This is a genomic window from Pantoea sp. DY-15 (genome assembly GCF_019795935.1).
Taxonomy (GTDB): Bacteria; Pseudomonadota; Gammaproteobacteria; order Enterobacterales; family Enterobacteriaceae; genus Pantoea; species Pantoea leporis.
Window position 1 is genome coordinate 524,628 of the sequence record NZ_JAIMIF010000005.1, and the last position, 26,137, is coordinate 550,764.

At 52.9% G+C, this 26,137-nt stretch carries 24 protein-coding genes and 5 tRNA genes; 26 read left to right on the plus strand and 3 right to left on the minus strand.

The window, feature by feature from the left end; all coding sequences use genetic code 11:
* Nucleotide 1: 1 nt before the first annotated feature.
* From ispD to K5Y32_RS20140, 9 genes are all read left to right on the plus strand, one after another.
* Complete coding sequence (ispD, locus tag K5Y32_RS20100) at nt 2-718, plus strand: 2-C-methyl-D-erythritol 4-phosphate cytidylyltransferase (RefSeq protein ID WP_137386339.1); 717 nt, start codon at nt 2-4, stop codon at nt 716-718.
* The gene (gene ispF, locus K5Y32_RS20105; RefSeq protein ID WP_007893245.1) at nt 718-1,200 is read left to right on the plus strand and encodes a 2-C-methyl-D-erythritol 2,4-cyclodiphosphate synthase; all 483 of its coding nucleotides are present in this window, start codon (nt 718-720) and stop codon (nt 1,198-1,200) included. The genes ispD and ispF overlap by 1 nt, the downstream gene beginning before the upstream one ends.
* Complete coding sequence (gene truD / locus K5Y32_RS20110; RefSeq protein ID WP_222185582.1) at nt 1,197-2,240, plus strand: tRNA pseudouridine(13) synthase TruD; 1,044 nt, start codon at nt 1,197-1,199, stop codon at nt 2,238-2,240. Before ispF ends, truD begins: the two co-directional genes overlap by 4 nt.
* A complete protein-coding gene (surE, locus tag K5Y32_RS20115) occupies nt 2,221-2,982 on the plus strand; it encodes a 5'/3'-nucleotidase SurE (RefSeq protein ID WP_222185583.1) in 762 nt (253 codons plus the stop codon). Before truD ends, surE begins: the two co-directional genes overlap by 20 nt.
* Complete coding sequence (locus tag K5Y32_RS20120) at nt 2,976-3,602, plus strand: protein-L-isoaspartate(D-aspartate) O-methyltransferase (RefSeq protein ID WP_008104533.1); 627 nt, start codon at nt 2,976-2,978, stop codon at nt 3,600-3,602. Before surE ends, K5Y32_RS20120 begins: the two co-directional genes overlap by 7 nt.
* Nucleotides 3,603-3,774: 172 nt before the next feature.
* Nucleotides 3,775-4,890 (plus strand): murein hydrolase activator NlpD, encoded by a 1,116-nt coding sequence (gene nlpD / locus K5Y32_RS20125; protein ID WP_222185584.1) that lies wholly within the window; start codon nt 3,775-3,777, stop codon nt 4,888-4,890.
* 48 nt (nt 4,891-4,938) lie between these two features.
* On the plus strand, nt 4,939-5,937 hold the full coding sequence (rpoS, locus tag K5Y32_RS20130; RefSeq protein WP_007893257.1) for an RNA polymerase sigma factor RpoS: 999 nt from the start codon (nt 4,939-4,941) through the stop codon (nt 5,935-5,937).
* A 424-nt stretch (nt 5,938-6,361) separates the two neighbouring features.
* Nucleotides 6,362-7,615 (plus strand): MFS transporter, encoded by a 1,254-nt coding sequence (locus K5Y32_RS20135; RefSeq protein ID WP_255602706.1) that lies wholly within the window; start codon nt 6,362-6,364, stop codon nt 7,613-7,615.
* Nucleotides 7,616-7,641: 26 nt separating this feature from the next.
* A complete protein-coding gene (locus K5Y32_RS20140; protein WP_222185586.1) occupies nt 7,642-8,388 on the plus strand; it encodes a GolD/DthD family dehydrogenase in 747 nt (248 codons plus the stop codon).
* Between the two features lie 108 nt (nt 8,389-8,496).
* Here K5Y32_RS20140 and mutS read toward each other — a convergent pair whose 3' ends face one another.
* The gene (mutS, locus tag K5Y32_RS20145; protein WP_192236515.1) at nt 8,497-11,040 is read right to left on the minus strand and encodes a DNA mismatch repair protein MutS; all 2,544 of its coding nucleotides are present in this window, start codon (nt 11,038-11,040) and stop codon (nt 8,497-8,499) included.
* A 366-nt stretch (nt 11,041-11,406) separates the two neighbouring features.
* Between mutS and mltB the strand changes: the two genes are divergently transcribed.
* Nucleotides 11,407-12,489: a lytic murein transglycosylase B gene (mltB, locus tag K5Y32_RS20150; protein ID WP_101762612.1), complete on the plus strand. Its 1,083-nt coding sequence runs from the start codon at nt 11,407-11,409 to the stop codon at nt 12,487-12,489.
* Between the two features lie 85 nt (nt 12,490-12,574).
* Entirely contained in the window at nt 12,575-12,910 is a 336-nt protein-coding gene (locus K5Y32_RS20155; protein ID WP_222185587.1) for a zinc ribbon domain-containing protein YjdM, read from the plus strand.
* Nucleotides 12,911-12,942: 32 nt separating this feature from the next.
* On the opposite strand, the gene K5Y32_RS20160 is transcribed toward K5Y32_RS20155, so the two are convergent.
* A complete protein-coding gene (locus tag K5Y32_RS20160) occupies nt 12,943-13,830 on the minus strand; it encodes a dihydrodipicolinate synthase family protein (RefSeq protein WP_222185588.1) in 888 nt (295 codons plus the stop codon).
* Between the two features lie 166 nt (nt 13,831-13,996).
* On the opposite strand from K5Y32_RS20160, the gene tam reads away from it, so the two are divergent.
* The 15 genes from tam to luxS all read left to right on the plus strand — a co-directional run bounded on the left by tam (nt 13,997) and on the right by luxS (nt 24,796).
* Nucleotides 13,997-14,773, plus strand: coding sequence for a trans-aconitate 2-methyltransferase (gene tam / locus K5Y32_RS20165; protein ID WP_222185589.1), 777 nt, complete (start codon nt 13,997-13,999; stop codon nt 14,771-14,773).
* 102 nt (nt 14,774-14,875) lie between these two features.
* The gene (gene pncC / locus K5Y32_RS20170) at nt 14,876-15,370 is read left to right on the plus strand and encodes a nicotinamide-nucleotide amidase (RefSeq protein ID WP_222185590.1); all 495 of its coding nucleotides are present in this window, start codon (nt 14,876-14,878) and stop codon (nt 15,368-15,370) included.
* Between the two features lie 93 nt (nt 15,371-15,463).
* Nucleotides 15,464-16,534: a recombinase RecA gene (recA, locus tag K5Y32_RS20175; RefSeq protein ID WP_101762617.1), complete on the plus strand. Its 1,071-nt coding sequence runs from the start codon at nt 15,464-15,466 to the stop codon at nt 16,532-16,534.
* Between the two features lie 115 nt (nt 16,535-16,649).
* Entirely contained in the window at nt 16,650-17,165 is a 516-nt protein-coding gene (locus tag K5Y32_RS20180; protein ID WP_222185591.1) for a regulatory protein RecX, read from the plus strand.
* A 135-nt stretch (nt 17,166-17,300) separates the two neighbouring features.
* The gene (alaS, locus tag K5Y32_RS20185; RefSeq protein WP_222185592.1) at nt 17,301-19,928 is read left to right on the plus strand and encodes an alanine--tRNA ligase; all 2,628 of its coding nucleotides are present in this window, start codon (nt 17,301-17,303) and stop codon (nt 19,926-19,928) included.
* Between the two features lie 249 nt (nt 19,929-20,177).
* Nucleotides 20,178-20,363 carry a carbon storage regulator CsrA gene (gene csrA / locus K5Y32_RS20190; RefSeq protein ID WP_008104508.1) on the plus strand — a complete coding sequence of 62 codons (186 nt, stop codon included), beginning with the start codon at nt 20,178-20,180 and terminating at the stop codon, nt 20,361-20,363.
* Nucleotides 20,364-20,668: 305 nt separating this feature from the next.
* Nucleotides 20,669-20,761, plus strand: a tRNA-Ser gene (locus tag K5Y32_RS20195).
* A gap of 8 nt (nt 20,762-20,769) precedes the next feature.
* Nucleotides 20,770-20,846: transfer RNA gene (locus K5Y32_RS20200), tRNA-Arg, on the plus strand.
* Between the two features lie 85 nt (nt 20,847-20,931).
* Nucleotides 20,932-21,008 (plus strand) — tRNA-Arg (locus K5Y32_RS20205).
* A 55-nt stretch (nt 21,009-21,063) separates the two neighbouring features.
* Nucleotides 21,064-21,140: transfer RNA gene (locus K5Y32_RS20210), tRNA-Arg, on the plus strand.
* Nucleotides 21,141-21,184: 44 nt separating this feature from the next.
* A tRNA-Arg gene (locus K5Y32_RS20215) sits at nt 21,185-21,261 on the plus strand.
* 241 nt (nt 21,262-21,502) lie between these two features.
* The gene (yqaB, locus tag K5Y32_RS20220; protein ID WP_008108985.1) at nt 21,503-22,069 is read left to right on the plus strand and encodes a fructose-1-phosphate/6-phosphogluconate phosphatase; all 567 of its coding nucleotides are present in this window, start codon (nt 21,503-21,505) and stop codon (nt 22,067-22,069) included.
* Nucleotides 22,066-22,494, plus strand: coding sequence for a YqaA family protein (locus K5Y32_RS20225; protein WP_061719953.1), 429 nt, complete (start codon nt 22,066-22,068; stop codon nt 22,492-22,494). Before yqaB ends, K5Y32_RS20225 begins: the two co-directional genes overlap by 4 nt.
* Before the next feature lie 31 nt (nt 22,495-22,525).
* Complete coding sequence (gene gshA, locus K5Y32_RS20230; protein ID WP_176973519.1) at nt 22,526-24,130, plus strand: glutamate--cysteine ligase; 1,605 nt, start codon at nt 22,526-22,528, stop codon at nt 24,128-24,130.
* 150 nt (nt 24,131-24,280) lie between these two features.
* A complete protein-coding gene (gene luxS, locus K5Y32_RS20235; protein ID WP_007893307.1) occupies nt 24,281-24,796 on the plus strand; it encodes an S-ribosylhomocysteine lyase in 516 nt (171 codons plus the stop codon).
* 53 nt (nt 24,797-24,849) lie between these two features.
* Here the strand turns inward: luxS and K5Y32_RS20240 are convergent, their stop codons facing one another.
* The gene (locus tag K5Y32_RS20240; protein WP_176973518.1) at nt 24,850-26,136 is read right to left on the minus strand and encodes an HlyC/CorC family transporter; all 1,287 of its coding nucleotides are present in this window, start codon (nt 26,134-26,136) and stop codon (nt 24,850-24,852) included.
* Between the last annotated feature and the right edge of the window lies 1 nt (nt 26,137).

The window sequence follows — 26,137 nt, forward strand, 5'->3', positions numbered from 1 at the left end:
CATGAACAAGCGCCCGATCCTTGCGGATGTGATTGCCGTGGTGCCCGCCGCAGGTGTGGGCAGCCGAATGCAGGCTGCCTGCCCAAAACAGTATCTGACCATTGGTCAATTCACCCTTCTTGAACACAGCGTCGCACGTCTGCTGGCACATCCTGCGGTAAAACAGGTGATTGTGCCGGTCAGCAATGATGATGGCTGGTTCGATTCACTGCCGCTGGCGCAGGATTCCCGTATTCTTCGCGTGACCGGTGGCGACACGCGCGCCGAATCGGTGCTGGCGGGCTTAAACGCCATTCACCACAGCGAATGGGTGCTGGTGCATGACGCCGCGCGTCCTTGCCTGCATCCGGACGATTTAGCACGCCTGCTGGCGGTACGTGAGTACAGCAAGGTTGGCGGCATTCTGGCGGCGCCGGTGCGCGACACCATGAAGCGCGCCGAACCGGGCAAAACCGCCATCGCTCACACCGTTGAACGCGAGGATTTATGGCACGCGTTAACGCCGCAATTTTTCCCGCATCAACTGCTCACCGCTTGCCTGACGCGCGCACTCCATGAAGGCGCTACCATTACCGATGAAGCGTCGGCGCTGGAGTATTGCGGTTATCACCCGGAATTGGTGAGTGGACGCAGCGACAATATTAAGGTGACGCGGCCAGAAGATCTGGCGCTGGCGGCCTTCTATCTTACCCAGATTCAGTTACAGGAGAGCGCATGATGCGTATCGGTCACGGTTTTGACGTTCACGCTTTTGGCGGCGAAGGTCCGTTAGTGATTGGCGGGGTGCGTATTCCCTTCGAACACGGTTTTATTGCCCATTCTGATGGTGATGTGGCGCTGCATGCGTTGACGGATGCCTTGCTCGGCGCGGTGGCGATGGGCGATATCGGCAAGTTGTTCCCGGATACCGATCCGGCGTTTAAAGGCGCTGACAGCCGCGGTTTGCTGCGCGAAGCCTGGCGTCGGATTCAGCTGAAAGGCTATCGCATCGGTAACGTTGATGTGACCATCATTGCGCAGGCACCGAAAATGTTGCCGCATGTGCCGCAGATGCGCGTCAATATCGCCGAAGATCTCGGTTGCCATATGGATGACGTCAACGTCAAAGCCACCACCACCGAAAAGCTGGGCTTTACCGGGCGTGGCGAAGGCATTGCCTGTGAAGCGGTTGCGCTGCTGATAAAGGCCGATCGGGCATGAGTGAACTGCATTACCTGCACGGCGTGCCGACTGCCACCGGCGTCATCAAAGCCAATCCCGAAGATTTCGTGGTGATTGAAGATCTTGGCTATCCCTATGATGGCGAAGGTGAACAGCTGTTGGTGCGCATCCGCAAAATTGGCTGCAATACGCGCTTTGTCGCTGAAGCCATCGCCAAATTTCTCGGCGTGCCGGTGCGCGACCTTAGCTATGCCGGCATGAAAGATCGTCATGCAGTCACCGAGCAAACGCTGTGTTTCCGCGTACCGGGCAATGGCATGCCGAATCTGGCCGGATTCCAGCTGGAAGGCGTTGAAATCCTGCAGGTAATTCGCCACAAACGCAAACTGCGTACCGGCGCGCTGGCGGGCAATGCGTTCCGCTTAGTGGTGCGTCAGATCTCCGATCGCCGTGAAGTCGACGCACGTTTGCAGCAGATTCAACAGCGCGGCGTGCCGAACTACTTTGGTGAGCAGCGCTTTGGTCGCGGCGGCAACAACCTGACGCAGGCGAAACAGTGGGCGAAGGAGACATTCCGTCCGCGCGATCGCAATATGAAAGGTTTGCTGTTGTCAGCGACCCGCAGTCATCTGTTTAATCAGGTGACCAGCGCGCGTTTGCAGCGTGATGGCGCTCTGGATGTGGTTCAGGTAGGCGATGCGGTGCAGCTGGCCGGTCGCGGCAGCTGGTTTGTGGCGCAGGCGGAAGAGTTGCCTGACGTACAGCAGCGTGTTGATAATCACCAACTGCGCATCACTGCGCCACTGCCAGGTCGCGGCGATCCGGGTCCACAAGGCGATGCGCTGCTTTTTGAGCAGCAGAGCCTGGCAGGCGCAGAAGAATTGATTACACTGCTTGAGCGCGAGCGCGTTGATGCCGCGCGTCGTGCAATGCTGGTGGTGCCAAAGGATCTGCGCTGGGAATGGTGGGACGATGTGACGCTGGAGATGCAGTTCTGGCTGCCCGCCGGCAGTTTTGCCACCAGCGTGGTGCGTGAGCTTCTCCAACAAGAAGGTAACGATGCGGATATTGCTGAGTAACGATGATGGAATTCATGCGCCGGGAATTCAGACGCTGGCGCGTGCTTTACGTGAGTTTGCCGAGGTGCAGGTTGTCGCGCCCGATCGCAATCGTAGCGGCGCATCTAACTCGCTCACGCTGGAGACGCCGCTGCGTACCTTTACACATGAAAACGGCGATATCGCGGTGCAGATGGGCACGCCGACCGACTGCGTGTTCCTCGGCGTGAACAAGCTGATGCAGCCGCGGCCCGACATCGTGGTTTCCGGCATCAACGCCGGTCCAAATCTTGGCGACGATGTGATTTACTCCGGTACCGTCGCTGCGGCAATGGAAGGGCGCCATCTTGGCTTGCCTGCGCTCGCTGTTTCACTCAATGGACATCAGCATTACGACACCGCCGCATCCATCACTTGTACGCTGTTACGTGCGCTGTCGCGCGCTCCGCTGCGTACCGGCCGTATTCTTAATATCAACGTGCCTGATTTGCCGTTAGCGGAGATCAAAGGTTTCCGCGTGACCCGCTGCGGCAGCCGCCATCCCGCCGATCAGGTTATCTGCACCGAAGACCCGCGCGGCCAGCCGCTTTACTGGATTGGCCCGCCGGGGCAAAAGCTGGATGCAGGCCCGGATACCGATTTCGCGGCGGTGGATGCGGGCTACGTTTCGTTGACCGCGCTGCATGTGGATTTGACCGCGCATGCGGCACAAGAAGTATTGAGTGACTGGCTAACCCAGGCAGAGGTAAAACTCGCATGGTGAATCGCCGCATCGAAACGCTTTTGGAGCAGCTGCGCGCGCAGGGCATTCATGATGAACACCTGCTGAAAGCCATTGCCGATGTGCCTCGTGAGCGTTTTATCGATGAGGCGTTTGAGCATAAAGCGTGGGAAAACGTTGCGCTGCCGATTGGCAACGGCCAGACCATCTCTCAGCCTTACATGGTGGCGCGCATGACCGCCTTGTTAGAGCTCACGCCGGAATCGCGCGTGCTGGAAATCGGCACCGGCTCTGGCTATCAGACCGCGATTCTGGCGCATCTGGTTAATCATGTTTATTCCGTCGAACGCATCAAGGGCTTGCAGTGGCAGGCTAAGCGTCGCCTCAAGCAACTTGATCTGCATAATATCTCTACCCGGCATGGCGATGGCTGGCAGGGCTGGGCGACGCGTGGTCCGTTTGATGCCATTATCGTGACCGCCGCACCGCCTGAAATTCCGACTTTGCTGATAGCGCAATTAGGTGACGGCGGCAAAATGGTCCTGCCGGTTGGCGAGGATCAGCAGGTGTTGAAGCGTTTGCGTCGTCAGGGCGATGAATTGATTGAAGAAATCATCGAACCCGTGCGCTTTGTGCCGTTGGTTCAGGGCGATCTGGCCTAGGACATCATTACGCAATTCTTCACAACTGTTACATGGCACGGCACAGTTGATATTGTTACTATCCTTGTTTATCAATGCTAAAAACCGTTTTTAACGTTACGCGCAGTGGATAATGCGGTTAACGCCGTTACACATTTATATTCAGGGTTGCCATCACGGGGGATCAGTGAGCATGGGAAGCACAGCATTTCAATTACGCCGTTTGGCGGCACTTTCTTTGGTAGGTTTTTGGCTGGCGGGCTGTAGTTCTGGCGATAATACACAGGCACCCATTAGCCAGATTGGTGGTAATAGCGGCGATAGCGGTATGGCTTCAGCCCCAGGCGGCGGCATGATCTCTTCGCAAAACAGCGCTGTGCCCGCGATGCCACGTGGCGGAATGTTAAGCGGCGGCACACCATCGACACAACCGTCAGGTGGAATGGTAAGTGACAATAACAATGTGGCCACGGAAAATGGTCGCATTGTGTACAATCGCAATTATGGGAATATTCCTAAAGGTAGCTACGGTGGTGAAACCTATACCGTAAAACGTGGCGATACCTTGTTCTACATTGCCTGGATTACCGGCAACGATTTCCGCGATCTGGCACAGCGAAACAACATCGCAGCCCCGTATGGCTTGAACGCCGGGCAAACGCTGCAGGTTGGCAACGGTAACGGCCAGACCATTACCGGCGGAAACGCGATTACTGTAGCCGATGCAACGCAGGGCGGCGTGCCAGTTACACCGAGCCAGACGCAAATTAAATCCACCCCTGTTGCACAGCAACCTGTTATTACGTATTCTGATGATTCGGGTAATTCGTCGGGTAGCAAATTGCTGCCGTCGAAAGGAGCAAATAATGTGGCAACGACCACAGCTCCGGTTGTCGCACCACCTACAGTCAGCAGCACGACTAATAGCACAACTCCAGTGGGAAGCTGGCGTTGGCCGACTGATGGGAAGATCATCGATAACTTCTCCGCTGCGGAAGGCGGAAATAAAGGGGTCGATATCGCCGGTTCGCGTGGACAACCTGTTGTCGCCACAGCTTCGGGAAGAGTGGTGTACGCAGGCAACGCGCTCCGTGGGTACGGTAATTTAATCATCATCAAACACAATGATGACTACCTGAGCGCCTACGCCCACAACGACTCTATGCTGGTCCGGGAACAACAGGAAGTTAAGGCGGGGCAAAAAATCGCTACTATGGGTAGCACCGGTACCAGTTCAGTACGATTGCACTTTGAAATTCGTTACAAGGGGAAATCCGTAAACCCGTTGCGTTATTTACCGCAGCGATAATCCGGCAGAACCTTGGTTCTGCCCTTGGATCACGGGTAGGAGCCGCTAATGAACCAGAATACGCTGAAAGTTAACGATTTACATGAAGATGCGGAATTCGAGGAAAACAACGGAGCTGAGGTTTTTGATGAGAAGGCTCTCGTTGAGAACGAACCTGGTGATAACAACGACGTAGCGGAAGAAGAGCTGTTGTCACAGGGTGCGACGCAACGCGTTTTGGATGCGACGCAGCTTTACCTCGGAGAGATTGGTTATTCACCGCTGCTGACGGCAGAAGAAGAAGTCTTCTTTGCGCGCCGTGCACTGCGGGGTGACATTCCATCTCGCCGCCGCATGATTGAAAGTAACTTACGCTTGGTAGTAAAGATTGCCCGTCGTTATAGCAATCGTGGTCTGGCGCTGCTGGATCTGATTGAAGAGGGTAATCTCGGCTTGATTCGCGCCGTAGAGAAGTTTGACCCAGAACGTGGGTTCCGTTTCTCAACTTACGCCACGTGGTGGATTCGTCAGACAATTGAACGGGCGATTATGAATCAAACCCGTACCATCCGTCTGCCAATTCACATCGTTAAAGAGTTAAATGTTTACCTGCGTACCGCGCGTGAACTTTCGCACAAGCTTGATCATGAGCCAAGTGCTGAAGAGATTGCCGAGCAGCTAGACAAGCCTGTTGATGACGTGAGCCGTATGCTGCGTCTCAATGAGCGCATTACCTCGGTCGATACACCTTTGGGTGGCGATTCCGAAAAAGCGCTGCTGGATATCCTGGCCGATGAGAAAGACAACGGTCCGGAAGACACCACGCAAGACGATGATATGAAACAGAGCATCGTTAAGTGGTTGTTTGAACTGAATGCCAAGCAGCGTGAAGTGCTGGCGCGTCGTTTCGGCCTGTTAGGCTACGAAGCGGCAACGCTTGAAGATGTCGGTCGTGAAATCGGGTTGACCCGTGAACGCGTACGTCAGATTCAGGTGGAAGGACTGCGTCGTCTGCGTGAGATTCTGCAGACGCAAGGTTTGAACATCGAAGCACTGTTTCGTGAATAACAGAATACGTGGTTAATACAAGAAGCGGTGGTGAAAACCACCGCTTTTTTATTGGTTAAAATATGCAGACAGCACTTGTTAATTCATCGAAGTAAAATCTTTTAACGCTATCACTTAAATCCTCACCTAAATAGATAAACGTAAACTAAATCCATTAGATGTTAATTAAACATCTAATAAATGCTCAATTTATCTTGCTCTCATTTAGAGAATTGTAATGTTGCGCACGACTTTCTTTGCAATTTTGCCTTATTTCCTTTCTCCGTGTCACTCTGATAAAAGTTTTTAACACAGTGCTATGCCATTTTCTTGCTCGCTGTATCACCAGGATATTCAAGCAATGAATAACTAAAAGGGAGTGAGAAAAACAATGCGTGTGCAAAGCAGCAGTACAAAGTCACAATACTCCAGAGTGGTTTTCGGAATGCCAATATCTCTGCTATGGGGATATATTGCGATGGCCACCTTCATGACCGGCGATGGCATCGAACTGGCTCATCTCTCCCGATATCTCTACGATCTCGGCTATGGAGAAAAACAAGTTTCATTAGTTTTCACCGCTTATGCGTTAACGGCCGCAGTTTCAAGTTGGCTTTCCGGTGCCGTCAGTGAAATTTATGGTCCGAAGAAAATTATGCTCACCGGCGCTATTTGGTGGATGGTGTTACATGCCGTATTTGTTTATTTTGGCGTAAGTGAAAATAACTTTACCTGGATGTTGGTGAGTTATACGTTGCGCGGCTTCGCTTATCCGCTGTTCTTTTATGGATTCTATGTATTAGTAGTGCAGCGCACGCCTGAGCATCGACTTGCCTCCGCAACCGGCTGGATATGGTCGATGTTTACCATTGGTTATGGCATTACAGCTTCCTTCCTCTCCGGCCTTCTGGTGCCTGAAATTGGGTTCATCAATACGCTTTGGCTTTCACTGCTGTTTGCTGCGGTGGGCGGTGTAATTATATTGCTCATGGTAAAAAATAAGAATGAACATAATCTAAATAGTGACGGCGTCAGTCACAAAGAAAAATTACGCGAAATATCGCGCGGAATAACCTTGATCTTCGAAGACCGCAGTATGTTCTTTGCGCTGATAACACGCATCTTATGTAATGTGGCATTATTTGGCCTGCCGGTATTTATGCCGATCTATTTCACCCGTGAATTAGGATTTTCTACTAAAGAGTGGGCGACTATCTGGGGCGTATTTTTCCTGGTTCAACCAATAACCAATGTGCTTTGGGGCATTATTGGCGATCGTATTGGCTGGATTTTTCAGATGCGCTGGTTTGGTTTCTTCGGATGCACGATTACCACTGCCGCTTTCTATTATTTACCCTCATTTTTCCCAGGTAATCTGGCGTTAGCCATTGTCTGCGCGCTGTTATTAGCCTTAACGCTCACCTCCTTTGTGCCAATGGGGGCTATTTTCCCGATGCTGGCGCCGCAGCATAAAGGCGCTGCGGTTTCGGTGCAAAATCTGGGTGGTGGTTTTGGTAATCTAATTGGTCCGGCGGTTGCCGCACTAATGTTCGGCCTGTCATTTGAAATCAAGCATGTGATTATTACTTTCTCCGTTCTCTATTTTGCTGGCGGCGTCATGACATTCTTTATTCGTGATCCCCAACCAAAAATAGAGCATAACGCTCCTTTCAAGACCACGGCCAGCGAATCCGAATAAATACCCTCAATGAAAAGGACCACAACATGACAACACCATTTTCACTGCAAAATAAGGTCGCCATCGTCACCGGCGCCGCATCGGGAATTGGTTACGCCATTGCCCGCTGTTTAAGTGCTGCGGGTGCCCAAGTGGCGATGATCGATCGCGCAGAAGAGGTAAAAACGGTTGCCAGCCAGATGGACAACCCTGCGCGAGGTTACGTTTTCGATCTGGCTAACGTCGAAGCGCTTGGCGAACTGGTTGAGCAGATTCACCATGATTTTGGCCGCATTGACATCCTGGTCAATAACGCCGGTATTGGCATGCTGGAATCCGTGAGCGAAGTGCAACTCGCCAGCTGGAATACCACGATGTTGATTAACATGACCGCGCCATTCTTCCTCGCTCAGCATTGTGCCCACTATATGAAAGAACAAGGTTTTGGCCGCCTGATTAACATCGCCTCACAGGCCAGCGTCATTGCACTCAATGAGCACGCAGCATACTGCACCAGCAAATCAGGCATGGTTTCTTTCACGCGCGTGTTGGCAGCAGAATTGGGGCCGTTTGGCATTACCGCCAATGCCATTTCACCAACGGTGGTTGAGACGGAATTAGGTAAGCGTTACTGGCATGGGGAGCGAGCGGAGCAGATGAAATCAAAAATCCCATCACGACGTTTCGCCACGCCTGACGAAGTCGCGAGTACGGTGCTGTATCTCAGCAGCAATGAAGCGGCAATGGTCAATGGCGAGAATTTAGTGATCGATGGGGGATATAGCGTGATTTAACGCCGGGCGAGTTGATTGGAATAAGCCCGCTAAAATTGCTTAACACCAGGAAATTGTAAGACAGAAAAAATGGCCCGCACAGAACGTTGCTTCTGGGCGGGCGAATAACTACACCAGCGTTTTCAAGCGATAGATCCATTCCAGCGCTTGCTTCGGCGTTAAGCTATCTGGGTCCAGTGCCTCAAGAGCATCAACCGCCGGTGAGGTTTCTGCCACCAGCAACTGCATTTGCGAACCTTCCACCGTGGATGCGGCAGAGCTGCCAGATAACGCTTCCAGCTCCTTCAGCTTGTTACGCGCGCGCTTAATCACTTCCTTCGGCACGCCCGCCAGCGCTGCCACCGCGAGACCATAACTTTTACTCGCAGCGCCATCCTGCACACTGTGCATAAAAGCGATAGTATCTCCGTGTTCGACCGCATCCAGATGCACATTTACTACGCCTTCCATTTTTTCCGGCAGCGTGGTCAGCTCGAAATAGTGGGTGGCAAACAGCGTCATGGCCTTAATGCGATTCGCCAGACTTTCAGCGCAGGCCCATGCCAGCGACAAGCCATCATAAGTTGAGGTGCCGCGCCCGATCTCATCCATCAATACCAGACTATTTTCGGTAGCGTTATGCAGGATATTGGCGGTTTCTGTCATCTCCACCATAAAGGTTGAGCGTCCGGAAGCCAGATCATCAGCAGCACCGACGCGCGTGAAGATGCGATCGATTGGGCCGATGACCGTCTCTTCCGCTGGCACATAGCTGCCAATCCACGCCATCAGTGCGATCAACGCTGTCTGACGCATGTAGGTACTTTTACCGCCCATATTGGGCCCGGTAATGATCAGCATGCGACGCTGCGGTGAGAGTGACAGCGGGTTAGCGATAAACGGCTCTTTTAGTACCTGTTCGACCACCGGATGGCGGCCTGCAGTAATACGGATGCCAGCTTTTTCTTGCAGCACCGGGCGGCAATAATTCAGCGTCCATGCACGTTCGGCCAGGTTCGCTAGCACGTCCAGCTCAGAGAGTGCAGCCGCACTGATTTGCAGGGCTTCAAGATGCGGTAGCAAGCGGTCAAACAGCTCATCGTAGAGACCTTTCTCCAGCGCCAGCGCTTTGCCTTTCGACGTCAGAACCTTATCTTCATACTCTTTTAGTTCAGGGATGATATAGCGTTCAGCATTCTTCAGCGTCTGGCGGCGAACGTAATGAATCGGCACCAGATGGCTTTGACCACGGCTGACCTGAATGTAGTAGCCGTGAATCGCGTTAAAGCCGACTTTCAGCGTATCCAGCCCGAGTTTCTCGCGCTCACGGATTTCCAGACGATCAAGATAATCGGTGGCGCCATCAGCCAGTGCACGCCATTCGTCGAGTTCAGCGTTGTATCCCGGAGCGATCACGCCACCGTCGCGCACCAGCACCGGTGGCGATTCAATGATCGCCTGTTCCAGCAACTCACGCAGTTCGGTAAATTCGCCCATCTGAGATCGCAGATTAATTAACTGCGTGGCTTCAACGCCTTCAAGTTGTTGATTTAACGCTGGCAACTGCTGGAAGGCATGGCGCATACGTGCCAAATCGCGTGGGCGCGCGGTGCGCAGTGCCAGTCGCGCCAGAATACGCTCCAGATCGCCCACCTGGCGCAGCACCGGCTGCAGCTCCTGACTAAGCGATTGCAGTTCTGCGATAGACTCCTGACGCCGAGCAATGGTCGTGACATCGCGCAGCGGCATATGCAGCCAGCGTTTCAGCATACGGCTGCCCATCGGCGTGACGGTTTTATCCAGTATCGCCGCCAGTGTGTTCTCGATGCCGCCGGCCAGGTTTTGCGTTATCTCCAGGTTGCGGCGCGTAGCAGCATCCATGATCACGCTATCCTGCTGACGCTCCATGCTCAGCGAGCGAATATGCGGTAACGACGTGCGTTGCGTGTCTTTAACATATTGCAGCAGACATCCTGCAGCGCGTAGCGCCAGATGCGCCTGCTCAACGCCAAAACCACTTAAGTCGCGGGTGCCAAATTGCAGATTGAGCTGCTGGCGCGCCGTATCGATTTCATATTCCCACAGCGGGCGGCGACGCAGGCCACGGCGTTGATCGATCAACGTCATTGCCTGGAAATCTTCGGGATAGAGCAGTTCAGCCGGATTGGTGCGCTGCAGTTCTGCTGCCATCGTCTCCAGATCGCCGGGTTCACTCAGGCGGAAGCGGCCAGAACTGATGTCCAGCGTTGCATAACCAAAACCGCGCTGGCTCTGGAAGATGGCGGCGAGCAGGTTATCCTGGCGCTCTTGCAGCAACGCTTCATCGCTGATGGTGCCGGGTGTAACGATACGCACCACTTTTCGCTCAACCGGGCCTTTGCTCAAAGCTGGGTCGCCAATCTGCTCACAGATCGCCACCGATTCGCCGAGCTGGACCAGTTTCGCCAGATAGCCTTCAACCGCATGGTAAGGCACGCCCGCCATCGGAATCGGTTCCCCAGCAGAGGCGCCGCGTTTGGTCAGAGAGATCTCCAGTAGTTGCGAGGCGCGTTTCGCGTCATCGTAAAACAGCTCGTAAAAATCGCCCATGCGATAAAACAGCAGGATGTCAGGATGATCGGCCTTCAGGCGCAGGTATTGCTGCATCATCGGCGTATGGCCACTAAAGTCCATTTGCTCTGCTCCTTTCATCTCATTCTCACTCAACATTCATTCTTTTAATTACCTGAGGCTGGGTCAATGCAGCCCGGAAGTGTCGTTATCACGTGGACGGATAACGAAAGCGGGATATTACCATTTTTGCCGCGTAACCTTCATCCGCCTGCGGGGCTTTATGGCTGCCGACCTTAACAAATTGCCGCAAACGGTAAAAAGCAAAATTTAATGAAAAAGGTAAAGTGTGGAGCGGTTTCGCAAATTCGCGTTGCAACCGGCTGAAACGGGCGGGAAACGGCTAAATTTTAAGATATTGCTCTGTATGTCACCCCGATGAACGATTACCATGAGTGCTTCCGGTTTCACCTGGCTTATGGATATCCAATGCGTTTTAAGGTTGCTCTTCTTCCGCTTATTACTCTGCTTGCTGCCTGCAGCAGTAAGCCTGCATCCCATCAGCAGCCCGCCGTTGTGCCTGCACCGAAAGGCGGCTTTTTGCTGGAACCTTCGCACGCGGTTCAACCGATGTTTGGCGATTTTGCGGGTAACCCCGCCGCTGAACAGTTCATTGATCAAATGGTGGCAAAACACGGTTTTAACCGTGAGCAATTGCATGCGGTTATCGGCCAGGCGAAGCGTCTGGATTACGTGCTGCGTTTGATGGATCAGCAAGCCCCGAGCTATACGCCGCCAACCGGACCGAATGGCGCGTGGATTCGCTATCGCAACAAGTTTATTACGCCGGATAACGTGCAAAACGGCGTGGCATTCTGGAATCAGTATCAGGATGCGCTACAGCGTGCGCAGCAGGTTTACGGCGTGCCGCCGGAAATCATTGTTGGCATTATCGGCGTTGAGACGCGCTGGGGCAGGGTAATGGGCAAAACGCGCTTGCTGGATGCGCTGGCAACCTTGTCATTTAGCTATCCGCGTCGTGCAGCTTACTTCAGCGGTGAGCTGGAGACCTTTCTGCTGATGGCGCGCACAGAGCAAGACGATCCGCTGGATCTGCGCGGCTCCTTTGCCGGTGCGATGGGTTATGGACAGTTCATGCCATCCTCTTATAAGCAATACGCAGTCGATTTTAATGGCGATGGTCATATCAACCTTTGGGATCCGGTTGATGCGATTGGCAGCGTAGCCAACTACTTCAAAGAACATGGCTGGCGTGCGGGCGAGAACGTTGCGGTGCCAGCCAGCGGGCAGGCTCCGGCATTGGAGAATGGCTTTAAAACCAAGTACCCGGTCAGCACCTTAGCCGCGAGTGGGTTAACGCCGCAGGGATCGCTGGACGGCAATACTCAGGTCAGTCTGCTGCGTTTGGATCTCGGCACCAGCTATCAATATTGGTATGGCCTGCCGAATTTCTACGCCATTACGCGCTACAACCACAGCACCCACTATGCAATGGCGGTGTGGCAGTTGGGTGAAGCCGTCGCTAAAGCACGTCAGGGCAGCCTGTTTTAATGCTGTCCATATAAAGTGTGAGGGTATAAGATGGCGCCCCTTTTGCGGTGCCATCTTCACCGCATCCGACTTCTGAGGAGCGCTTATGAGTACCTTACCTGCCTGTCCTTTATGCCAGGCTGATTACACCTGGCAAGATGGCGAGAACCTGAATTGTCCATCTTGCGGCCATATCTGGACGGCAAGCGCCGATGATGTAGCTGACGGTTTGGTGGTACGCGATGCCAACGGCAACCTGTTAGCGGATGGCGACAGCGTGACTGTCGTTAAAGATCTTAAGGTTAAAGGCAGCTCTTCGACGCTGAAAATTGGTACCAAAGTCAAAAGCATTCGTCTGGTCGAAGGCGATCACAACATTGATTGCAAAATTGATGGTTTTGGCCAGATGAAACTCAAATCTGAGTTCGTCAAAAAGAACTAATTATGGGACGGCTTTGCGCCGTCCTGTTTGTTTCAACTCAGTAAACGATCCACTTCCTCGCACTGTTCCACTGTTAGCTCGCCACCATAATTGCGCGAGTCGCTGCGCATTGAATCAAATCGACGTGCAACAGCCGTTTTTATGGTGGTAACAAAATCATCGCCGATAGTGTAAATCGCCATCAGTTTACCAATACGTTGTTGAATCTCACTGAGCTGCGCTACATCGCCCGCCCGCCAGGCCTGCATCGCACGGGCAAATAGCTCCGGTACAATATTGTTCAAGCCGGAAATCACACCTGAACCGCCAGCCAGTAGATTGGGCAACAGATATTCGTCATAGCCGGAAAGCACGGTGAAATCGCTGCGCACCTGCTTCGTTTCTTCAATCATTGCGCGATTGTGCGACAAGCAATCCATGGTGTCTTTGATGCCGATAAAGTTGGGCAGCTCTGCCGCCAGTTCTGCGACCAGCGCCGGCGTTAAATCGCAGCCGGTTCGTGCGGGGAAATTGTAGGCGAACCACTTGCCGCCCAGCTGTGCATCCAGCGCTTTGAAATAGCTCAGCAGCTGTTTCTGTGTCTGCCCGTAATAGTAAGGAGGCAGCACCATCACAGCATCAAATCCGTTTTGCCAGGCCGCATCTGCCAGTTGCAGCATGTCCGCAATACAGGTGCTGGAGACATTTGCCACCATGGTCAGTGGTGAGAGTTGGCGCGCCTCGCGAATCATTAACAGGCGCTCCTGCTGCGAGAGCGATGCAAATTCGCCAATGCTGCCCATCAGCAGCAAGGTATCAATGCCTGATTGGCTAAGGCGCGCAAAATGGCGTCCTAGCGCATCAATATCCAGATTATTGTTGCTATCAAAGGGAGTTACTGACGGACACCATACGCCGGGCAATGCGGGTTGTGCAGACATATCAAGCTCCTTATTTGGAAAATGAAACATCGTTTTAACTTAATGGCATCTGCGCTGGCTAACCAGCTAGCGAGGGTAAAAAGGTGAGATATCGCACTTTTCTCTTTCTATAAAGGCGGGAAAAGCAGGTAGTGTTTAGCCCCTCAGCCAAGACAGGAGCATTGCCATGCAAGACTGGAATCCACAGCTGTATCGCCAATTCGAATCCGAGCGAACCCGCCCGGCGCACGAGCTATTGGAGCGCATTCCGCTCGATGATGTGCGCTTTGCCACTGATCTTGGTTGCGGACCCGGCAACAGCACCGAGCTACTGGCACAAGCCTGGCCGGAGGCGCAGATAACCGGCATTGACAGTTCTGCCGCAATGTTAGAGCAGGCGCGCGAACGTCTCCCCAATTGCCATTTCCTGCAGGCCGATATTCGTCGCTGGCAGGCCGAACAGCCGCAGCAGGTCATCTATGCTAACGCCTCGCTGCAGTGGTTGACCGAGCATCACACCTTGCTGCCGCATCTGGTTGATCAATTGGGCATCGGTGGCGCGTTAGCGATTCAGATGCCCGATAATCTTGAAGAACCGTCACACCGTTTGATGCGTGAAGTGGCGGCGAATGAAAAATGGCAGGCGCTGATTTCGCCACAAGCGGCGGATCGCAAACGTCTGCTAACCACCGATCGCTATTACGATCTGCTGACCGAGGCGGGTTGCCAGGTTGATATCTGGCGCACTACTTATTATCACCCGATGGCAGATGCGCAGGGCATCATTACCTGGTTGCGTGCCACTGGGCTGCGTCCTTTCCTCGCGGGGCTGGATGAAACGCAGCAGGCAGCATTTCTCCATGATTATCATCAGGCACTCATTCCGGCTTACCCCGCACGCAGTAACGGCAAGGTTTTGTTAGCCTTCCCGCGTCTGTTTATGGTTGCAGTGAAAACGGGTTGAGGTATCTGGAAGCCACTACGCAGAAATGATGGCTGAAGGTTGAAAAGGGCTTTTCAGCGCACCATTTACTGCTAACGTGAAGCGCCACAACGGGAGAAGGCGATGAACGATGAACAGTTACAGCAGCTAAGTCACCGCATTGGCGAACAGCTGAAGAGACGTCAGGCCACGGTGACCGCTGCAGAATCCTGCACCGGCGGCTGGATTGCGAAAGTATTTACTGATATCAGCGGCAGCTCAGCCTGGTTTGAGCGCGGTTTCGTCACTTACAGCAATGAAGCTAAGCAGCAGATGGTCGGCGTACAGGAGACAACGCTGCAGCAGCATGGCGCCGTAAGTGAACAGACGGTGCGTGAGATGGCTAACGGTGCGGCTAAAGCGGCAGCGGCAGAATACGCCATCGCTGTAAGCGGCATTGCCGGTCCTGAAGGTGGCACGCCCGATAAACCGGTGGGCACCGTGTGGTTTGCGATTGTGGGTCCAGAGGGGCGCGTACTAGCGCAGCGGCAGATCTTTGCTGGCGACCGTGATGCGGTACGCCGTCAGTCAGTGGCTTGGGCGCTGCAAACGCTGCTTGATGAATTTCTGATAAATTAAAACTTGATACTGTATGACCATACAGTATAATTAGCGGCAACAGAACGAGCGACATACTTGATGTCGACTCACCCAGCATGATTAGGAGTGGAAATGGCGATCGACGAGAACAAACAGAAGGCTTTAGCTGCCGCACTGGGCCAGATTGAGAAGCAATTTGGTAAAGGCTCCATCATGCGCTTGGGTGAAGACCGCTCAATGGATGTCGAAACCATCTCTACCGGTTCACTGTCACTGGATATCGCGCTGGGCGCGGGTGGCTTGCCGATGGGCCGTATCGTTGAGATTTACGGACCGGAATCTTCCGGTAAAACCACGCTGACGCTGCAGGTTATTGCTTCTGCACAGCGCAAAGGTAAAACCTGTGCCTTTATCGATGCTGAGCACGCACTGGATCCGGTGTACGCGAAAAAACTGGGCGTTGATATTGATAACCTGCTGTGTTCACAGCCGGATACCGGTGAGCAAGCGCTGGAGATCTGTGATGCGCTGGCGCGTTCAGGCGCGGTTGACGTCATCATCGTCGACTCCGTGGCGGCGCTGACGCCGAAAGCGGAAATCGAAGGCGAGATTGGCGATTCGCACATGGGTCTGGCCGCTCGTATGATGAGCCAGGCAATGCGTAAGCTGGCGGGTAACCTGAAGCAGTCCAACACGCTGCTGATTTTCATCAACCAGATTCGTATGAAGATTGGTGTGATGTTCGGTAACCCGGAAACCACAACAGGCGGTAACGCACTGAAATTCTACGCTTCTGTTCGTCTGGATATCCGCCGTATCGGTGCGATTAAAGAGGGCGACGAAGTGGTAGGTAGCGAAACCCGCGTGAAAGTCGTGAAGAACAAAGTTGCGGCACCGTTTAAGCAGGCTGAATTCCAAATCATGTACGGCGAAGGTATCAACACCTTTGGCGAGCTGGTGGATCTTGGCGTGAAGCACAAACTGGTTGAGAAAGCCGGCGCGTGGTACAGCTACAACGGTGAGAAGATTGGTCAGGGTAAAGCTAACTCCACCAACTTCCTTAAAGAGAACCCGGCGATTGCGAATGAAATCGACAAGAAGCTGCGTGACTTACTGCTAAGTGGTGATGTCGCCGCCGCAGACACCGCGAAAATCTCCGCGGATGATCGCGAAGAAGCCAGCGAAACCAACGAAGATTTCTAAAATATTAACGGGAGCAGAAATGCTCCCGTTTTGCTTTTTCCCGCCAGCGCTTTTCCTCTCTGCCTTCTTGCTTTACTCTGCGACCCTGCACGACTGTTAGAACAAGGTTGATCCTATGTCATCATCACCATCTGCGGCACCGGTGCCAACATATTCCCGTTTACTCGACCGCGCTATGCGCATCCTTTCGCAGCGCGATCATAGCCGAGAAGAGCTGAAGCGTAAGTTGCAGCTATCTTCCCAACGTGCAGCCTATCTGCAGCAGCAGGAAAACACGCCAATCCCCGGCGAGTTACTGGAAAAAGTACTCGACTGGTGTCAGGAGAGCGGTTGGCTCAACGATGAGCGCTTTACCGAGCGCTTTATTCAGAGCCGTGCGCGTAAGGGATATGGGCCACAGCGCGTGCGGATGGAGTTGCAGCAAAAAGGCATTGGGCGCGATGAGATCAATCAAGCGCTGTTCGATACCGAAGTGGACTGGAGCCAGTGCGCAGCCGATCTTGCCAAACGCAAATTTGGCGAACCCTTGCCGCAAACCTGGGCCGAGAAAAGCAAGGTTCAGCGTTTTTTGATGTCGAAAGGCTTTATGATGGAAGATATTCAGGCTGTTTTCAGAAATAGTGACGACTGAAAGGCGATGTGATTTTACTTCCCACTGAAGAAAATTTATCTTATTCCCACTTTTTGTTCCTCAGTCAGCGGCAGGCCGGATGGATAGGGTTTGCCAGCGAAAGGGAACGTTCGTTAGCGTGATTCCAGGAATTTTATGAGCAAGAGCACTGCTGAGATCCGTCAAGCGTTTCTCGACTTTTTTCATAGCAAGGGACATCAGGTTGTAGCCAGCAGCTCCCTCGTACCGAACAACGACCCGACTTTACTGTTTACAAATGCCGGGATGGTCCAGTTTAAAGACGTTTTCCTCGGTCAGGATAAGCGCGACTACGCGCGTGCAACGACGTCTCAGCGTTGTGTGCGTGCCGGCGGCAAGCATAACGACCTCGAAAACGTGGGCTACACGGCACGTCACCATACCTTCTTTGAAATGTTGGGCAACTTCAGCTTTGGCGATTACTTCAAGAAAGAAGCGATCGCTTATGCATGGGAACTGCTGACGGGTGAGCAGTGGTTTAAGCTGCCTAAAGAGCGCCTGTGGGTGACCGTCTATGAAACAGACGATGAAGCCTTCGAAATCTGGGCTAACGATATTGGTGTGCCGCGTGAGCGCATTATCCGTATCGGTGACAACAAAGGTAGCGCCTACGCATCAGATAACTTCTGGCAGATGGGCGACACCGGTCCTTGCGGTCCATGCACCGAAATTTTCTTCGATCACGGTGATCATATCTGGGGTGGCCCGCCGGGCAGCCCGGAAGAAGATGGCGATCGTTACATTGAGATCTGGAACATCGTCTTCATGCAGTTCAACCGTCAGGCCGACGGCACCATGGATCCGCTGCCGAAACCGTCAGTGGATACCGGCATGGGTCTGGAGCGTATTGCTGCGGTGTTGCAGCACGTTAACTCCAACTATGAAATCGATCTGTTTGCCAAATTGATCAAGTCGGTTGCGCAGGTAACGGGCGCAATCGATCTGAATAACAAGTCGCTGCGCGTTATCGCTGACCATATTCGCTCTTGTGCCTTCCTGATCGCTGATGGCGTAATCCCATCGAACGAAAACCGCGGCTATGTATTGCGTCGCATCATTCGTCGCGCGGTGCGTCATGGCAATATGCTGGGTGCGAAAGAAGCCTTCTTCTACAAGCTGGTTGCGCCACTGATTGAGGTGATGGGTGCTGCAGGCGAAGACCTGAAGCGTCAGCAGAAGCATGTTGAAAACGCGCTGAAGAACGAAGAAGAGCAGTTTGCTAAAACGCTGGAGCGTGGACTCGCGCTGCTGGATGAAGAACTGGCCAAGCTGCAGGGCGATACGCTTGATGGCGAAACGGTGTTCCGTCTGTACGATACCTTCGGTTTCCCGGCGGATTTGACCGCTGACGTGTGCCGTGAGCGCAATCTGAAGATCGATGAAGCGGGTTTTGAAGCCGCGATGGAGCAGCAGCGTCAGCGTGCGCGTGAAGCCAGTGGTTTTGGTGCCGACTATAACAATGTCATTCGCATCGATGCCGCAACCGACTTTAAAGGCTATGACCATCTGGAACTGAACGCGACAGTCGAAGCACTGTTCGTCGACGGTCAGCAAGTTGAGCAGATCAGCGCAGGTCAGGACGCGGTGGTCGTTCTGGACGAAACGCCGTTCTACGGCGAGTCAGGTGGACAGGTTGGCGATACCGGCGTGCTGGCTGGGCAGAATGCTGAATTTAGCGTTCAGGACACGCAGAAGTATGGTAAAGCGATTGGTCATATCGGTAAGCTGAGCAGCGGTCAGTTACGCGTTGGTGACCGTTTGCATGCGCAGGTTGATGAAACGCGTCGCGCACGCATCCGTTTGAATCACTCCGCTACGCACTTGCTGCATGCAGCACTGCGTCAGGTGTTGGGTGATCACGTAGGACAGAAAGGCTCGCTGGTTAACGATAAATATCTGCGTTTCGACTTCTCTCATTTTGAAGCCATGAAACCGCAGGAAATCCGTCAGGTTGAGGATATTGTTAACGCGCAGATTCGCCGTAACCTTGTCGTTGAGACCGAAATCATGGATCTCGATGACGCAAAACAGAAGGGCGCAATGGCGCTGTTTGGTGAGAAATATGATCAGCGCGTACGTGTGCTGACCATGGGTGATTTCTCTACCGAACTCTGTGGTGGTATTCACGCGCTGCGTACCGGTGATATTGGCCTGTTCCGCATTCAGTCTGAATCGGGCACTGCTGCAGGTGTACGCCGCATTGAAGCCGTAACCGGCGAAGGTGCGTTGGCACAAGTGAATGCGCAGAGCCAACAGTTGCTGGATGTGGCGCAATTGGTGAAAGCCAATAGCAGTAACCTGAATGAGAAAGTGCGCGGCCTCGTTGATCACGTCCGCGCGCTGGAAAAAGAGTTGCAGCAACTGCGCGATCAGCAAGCTGCGCAGGAAAGCGCGTCACTAAGCAGTAAGGCGATTGACGTTAAAGGCACGAAGTTGCTGGTCAGTGAACTGAGCAACGTTGAGCCGAAAATGTTGCGTACCATGGTTGACGACCTGAAGAACCAGTTAACGTCTGCCATTATCGTTCTGGCAACGGTTGATGATGGCAAAGTTTCACTGATTGCGGGTGTGACCAAAGATCTCACTGACCGTGTAAAAGCCGGCGAGCTGATTGGCGAACTTGCCTCTCAGGTTGGTGGTAAAGGCGGTGGTCGTCCAGATATGGCTCAGGCCGGCGGTACCAATCCGCAGGCGCTGGCTGGCGCGCTGGCAGGCGTGCAGGAATGGGTAAGTAACCGACTGTAACGTATAAAACTTCGCATTGTGATAAGCGCCAGAAGCCCGTTTTCTGGCGCTTTTTTAACGCGGTGCACACCAGGTAATGACAAAGTCCGGTTGATGTAGTGTATTTCGGCTAAACTAACTATCAGCAGAATGTATTGGCATGGCGAAGCACAATGGTGTATTTGTCATAGGCATTGTTCAGCGTTATATGATGGATACGGCCGGGAGACCGAACAAGCCCGACTCTTTTAATCTTTCAAGGAGCAAAGAATGCTTATTCTAACTCGTCGAGTTGGTGAAACCCTCATGATTGGCGATGAGGTGACTGTAACGGTGCTGGGTGTAAAAGGTAACCAGGTCCGCATTGGGGTTAACGCGCCTAAAGAAGTTTCGGTACATCGCGAAGAGATCTATCAGCGTATTCAAGCCGAAAAAACTCAAGCCTCGAGTTACTAACGGATTCAGCGCCTCGCTCCTGAGCGAGGCGCTACCGGTTTTTCCCCTCCAGTCCCGCACATCTCCCGCTTTCCTTTCTCAATCCCCCAAATCTTTTAACGCCCATTTGTGTTCTCCAGCAGGCTTTCTTTGTTGATAAATCACTCTTTTTGTCGCTAAAGCATCCGAATTGAGTGTCATTTGTGCAATCAAACAAAAGGCTGGAAATAAATGTTTGACTTATAAGTCCGGGAAAGTAATATGTGCGCCACGCAGTGCCGATGAGCAGAAACAAGTTCAGAAGCACGGTTCGGAAGAACGCGTAAGGTGAGGTGGCCGAGAGGCTGAAGGCGCTCCCCTGCTAAGGGAGTATGCGGTCAAAAGCTGCATCCGGGGTTCGAATCCCCGCCTCACCGCCATTTCCGATGCATCCATAGCTCAGCTGGATAGAGTACTCGGCTACGAACCGAGCGGTCGGAGGTTCGAATCCTCCTGGATGCACCATTCGGAATGGTGAAGTAAGAGTGAACGAGCAGTTCCTTTCATGGTGAGTTGTTAGCACCCTGCGTTGTACAAGAATTAACTCGATGCATCCATAGCTCAGCTGGATAGAGTACTCGGCTACGAACCGAGCGGTCGGAGGTTCGAATCCTCCTGGATGCACCATTCTTCGTATCATCCTCAGGTTGTTTCAGTTAGTCCATCGTAAGAAAACCTCAATGCATCCATAGCTCAGCTGGATAGAGTACTCGGCTACGAACCGAGCGGTCGGAGGTTCGAATCCTCCTGGATGCACCATTCCTCTTCAAACTTCTCAAAATTTTCTTCAGCAGTAACTCAATGCACCCATAGCTCAGCTGGATAGAGTACTCGGCTACGAACCGAGCGGTCGGAGGTTCGAATCCTCCTGGGTGCACCATCTCTTCTTCGATACCTTTCTGTTTTTGACTCTCAGTTTCTAAATCCTGCAGCAATCAAATCAACTTGTAAAAAAATCGCTGAATTTACCGGCGTTTATCCACGGCATTGCACTCTGACCTTTTTCTGAAAACGAAAAAAACTAATGCTTTCAAAGCATTTGCGGTTAAGCGCGCCTGGCGACAACCTGAGCGCATTACGCTAAAGTAATGGCTCATTTTGTGGTGCTCGATGGAGTGACAATGTACGACCAATATGACGCCCTGATTTTCGATATGGACGGCACCATTCTGGATACTGAGCCGACACATCGAAAAGCCTGGCAGCAGGTGCTTGGCCGCTATGGTTTCACCATGGATGAAGAAAAAATGGTGGGCTTCAATGGCGCTCCAACCTGGCAACTGGCGCAGTTCATTCTTGAGCAGAACAATGCAACGCACGATCCGCATCTGCTGGCGGCGGAAAAAACCGCTGCACTGAAAGCTATGTTGCTGGATGACGTGCGTCCGCTGCCGTTGATGGACGTGGTAAAGGCTTATCATGGTCGCCGTCCGATGGCGGTGGGCACCGGCAGTGAACACAGCCTGGCAAAAGCCCTACTCGAAGAGTTAGGTGTTTACCACCTGTTTGATGCGGTGGTCGGAGCGGATGACGTACAGCGTCATAAGCCGCAGCCGGATACCTTTTTACGTTGCGCTGAATTAATGGGTATCGCGCCCGAGCGCTGTGTTGTGTTTGAGGATGCTGACTTCGGCGTACAAGCCGCCAAAGCAGCAGGCATGGACGTGGTTGATGTCCGTTTACTGTGAATGAATTTCTGACCTATGGATCGTTATTCGGCAGCAGCTTTCTTAGCGCGACTCTGTTACCAGGAAGCTCGGAAGCGGTGCTGGTTGCACTGCTGATCGCCCAAAAAGGTTCGGTTTATGGATTGTTATTGGCTGCATCAGTGGGAAACACGCTGGGTGGCCTGACCAACATTCTTCTTGGTCGCCTGATGCCGCCAAAAGGGCAAGGGCGATGGCACGACACAGCAATGACGTGGTTACACCGATTAGGACCTGCAGCACTGATTTTTAGCTGGCTGCCGGTAGTGGGCGACTTGCTCTGCGTACTCGCAGGCTGGTTGCGCTTTGCCTGGCTGCCTTCAGTGCTGTTCCTCGCCATTGGTAAAACGCTGCGTTATATCGTTATCGCGACCGCCACATTGCAAACAATGCAATGGTGGCATTGATTCGCACAGATTCGAGGCTACGGCTAACATTATGCTGAACAAAAATAAATTATTAACACAGCGGGAGGTTAACGTGATCCCGGACGTATCTAAGGCACTTTCCTGGCTGGAGGCGCATCCTGACGCGTTAAAGGGTATCGGCCGTGGTATTGAGCGCGAATCATTACGCGTAAAACCCGATGGTCACCTGGCAACCACAGGACATCCTGAGTCACTCGGTTCAGCGCTCAAGCATGATTGGATCACCACCGATTTTGCCGAAACGCTGATGGAGTTCATCACGCCGGTTGATCAGAGCATCGATCGTTCACTGGCGTTTCTGCGCGATATTCACCGCCATGTGGCGCGTGAGTTAGGCGAGGAGCGCTTGTGGCCTTTCAGCATGCCGGGCTTCATTGATGACGTTGATAGCATAGAGCTGGCGCAGTATGGCAGCTCCAACATCGGCAAAATGAAAACGCTGTATCGTCAGGGGTTGAAGAATCGCTATAGCGCGCTGATGCAGATTATCTCTGGCGTGCACTACAACTTCTCGCTGCCGCTGTCGTTCTGGCAGGAGTGGGCGGATGTGAAAGATGCCGAAAGCGGTAAAGAGACCATCTCTGCCGGCTATCTGCGTCTGATTCGCAACTACTATCGTTTCGGCTGGGTTATTCCGTATCTGTTCGGTGCATCGCCAGCGATCTGCTCCTCGTTCCTGCAAGGGCGCGAGAGCAATCTGCCGTTTGAAAGTGATGGCAAGGGCACGCTGTGGCTGCCTCACGCCACTTCACTGCGTCTGAGCGACCTCGGTTATACCAACAAATCGCAGAGCGGTTTGGGTATCACTTTTAACTCGCTGGAAGGTTATGTTGCAGCGCTGAAAGCGGCGATTAAAACGCCGTCGGAAGAGTATGCCGCTATGGGCACCAAAGATGCCGATGGCAACTGGCTGCAACTGAACACCAACGTGCTGCAGATTGAAAATGAGCTGTATGCGCCGATTCGTCCGAAACGCGTTACGCGTTCAGGCGAAGCACCCTCTGATGCGCTGCTGCGCGGCGGTATTGAGTATATCGAAGTGCGTTCGCTGGATATCAACCCATTCTCCGCGATTGGCGTAGATGCCGATCAGGCGCGCTTCCTCGATCTGTTCCTGATTTGGTGTACGCTGGCGGATGCGCCAGAAATGAGCGCGGATGAGCTGCTGTGTACGCGTAAAAACTGGAATCGCGTGGTGATGGAAGGGCGTAAGCCTGGCCAGGTCATTGCTGTAGGTTGCAGCGAAAAAGAACATACGCTAGTTGAAGTGGGTAAAGCGCTGTTTGCCGATCTGCGTCGCGTGGCGGAAGTGCTCGACAGCAATCACGGCAACACGCAATATCAACAGGTTTGCGATCAACTGGTGGCATCTTTCGACGATCCTGAGCTAACCTATTCGGCGCGCATCCTGCATGCGATCAAAGAAAACGGTTTGACCGGCGCGGGCGTGGCATTAGCAGAGCAATATCGTCATCTGCTGTGTGAAGAGTCGTTAGAGATTCTGACTGAAGAAGATTTTAGTCGTCAGGCGCTGGAGTCGGTGCAGGCACAAGAGAAGCTGGAACAGAGCGATACGCTGGATTTCGAAAGCTACCTTGCGGGTCGCGAAGGCTAGAAAAGAAAATGGCCACATCAATGTGGCCAAAATAAACATCTCTGTTGTCAGGGATGATGATAACAAATGCGCGTCTTTCATATATTCAGACGCTGGACGAACAGAAAAGTTTCATCGTTTTAAAAAAAATCTCAAAACAGGAGGTGACGTATGCCACTACTGGATAGTTTTACTGTTGATCACACCATCATGGGCGCACCTGCAGTACGCGTAGCAAAAACCATGAAAACTCCGCATGGCGATACCATCACCGTTTTCGACCTGCGTTTTTGCCGTCCGAATATTGAAATTCTGACTGAGCGTGGCATTCATACGCTGGAGCACCTGTTTGCTGGCTTCATGCGTAATCACCTGAATGGTGATGGTGTTGAAATCGTCGACATCTCTCCAATGGGTTGCCGTACCGGCTTCTACATGAGTTTGATTGGTACGCCTGACGAGCAGCGTGTAGCGAAAGCCTGGAAAGGCGCGATGGAAGATGTTCTGAAAGTCAAAGAGCAGGGCCAGATTCCAGAGCTGAACGAATATCAGTGCGGCAGCTACAAGTTGCACTCACTGGATGAAGCGCAGCAGATCGCGCGCAATGTGCTGGCTCACGACATTGGCGTGAACCGCAACGAAGATTTGAAGTTACCAGCTGAAAAGCTGAAAGAGCTGCACATCTAGTTGAGACACAATGAAAAACGCCGCGATTATCGCGGCGTTTTTGTTTGCAGGCTTCAGGAGCCGATGGAGGATTTTAGTGCGTGGTGCGGCGTGATGCGCACCTGCTTCACCATATTGTCCTGCACATCAAGGATATCGATATCGTAGGCGCCAATCGTAACGCGGGTATCGACCAGCGGAATCTCTTCAAGTGCTTCCAGCAGCATGCCGTTAATGGTGCGCGCATCCTCTTCCGGCAGCGTCCAGTTAAAGGCTTTGTTGATTTCACGCACATTGGCGCTGCCTTCGATCAATACGGAACCATCATTCTGCGGCATCACTTCTTCGGCCAGCGACGGCGACATGGAGGTGGTGAAATCGCCGACGATCTCTTCCAGAATATCTTCGATCGTCACTAAGCCTTTAACATCGCCATATTCATCAACCACCATGCCGACTTTCTTTTTGTTACGCTGAAATTTAACCAGCTGCACGTTAAGCGGCGTGCCTTCCGGCACATAGTAAATTTCATCAGCAGCACGCAGCAGGCGATCTTTGTTGAACTCTTTCTTCTCGGTCATCATGCGCCAGGCTTCACGCACGCGCAGCATGCCAACACAGTCATCCAGTGAATCGCGGAACAGGACGATGCGCCCATGCGGCGAATGACTTAGCTGGCGCTCAATCGATTTCCAGTCATCATTGACGTTGATGCCGACGATCTCATTGCGCGGCACCATGATGTCATCCACGCTGACTTTCTCCAGATCAAGCACCGATAGCAGCATGTCCTGATTACGCCGCGACATCAGCGAGCGCGACTCATGCACAATGGTGCGCAACTCTTCTTTGCTTAACGCCGAACTGATAGAACCGTCGGTTTTAATGCCCACCATGCGCATCAAAATGCGGGTAATGGTATTCAGCAGCCACACCAGCGGCAGCATCACATACTGCAGTGGAGCCAGTAATACGCTGCTGGGATAGGCCACTTTTTCCGGATAGAGCGCCGCGACCGTTTTCGGCAGCACTTCAGCAAATACCAGCACCACAAAAGTCAGAATACCGGTGGCAATCGCAACGCCGGCATCGCCATACAGGCGCATACCGACAATCGTACCGAGTGCGGAAGCGAGAATATTAACGAGGTTGTTGCCGATTAAAACCAGGCTGATCAGGCGGTCGGGACGACGCAGAAGTTTTTCTACCCGACGCGCGCCGCGATTGCCGCTTTTAGCTTTATGGCGCAGTTTGTAACGATTGAGCGTCATCATGCCGGTCTCTGAACCGGAGAAATACGCAGAGACCAGCACCATGATGACCAGCGTAATGATCAGCGTGGTGGTTGAAACGTGTTCCAAC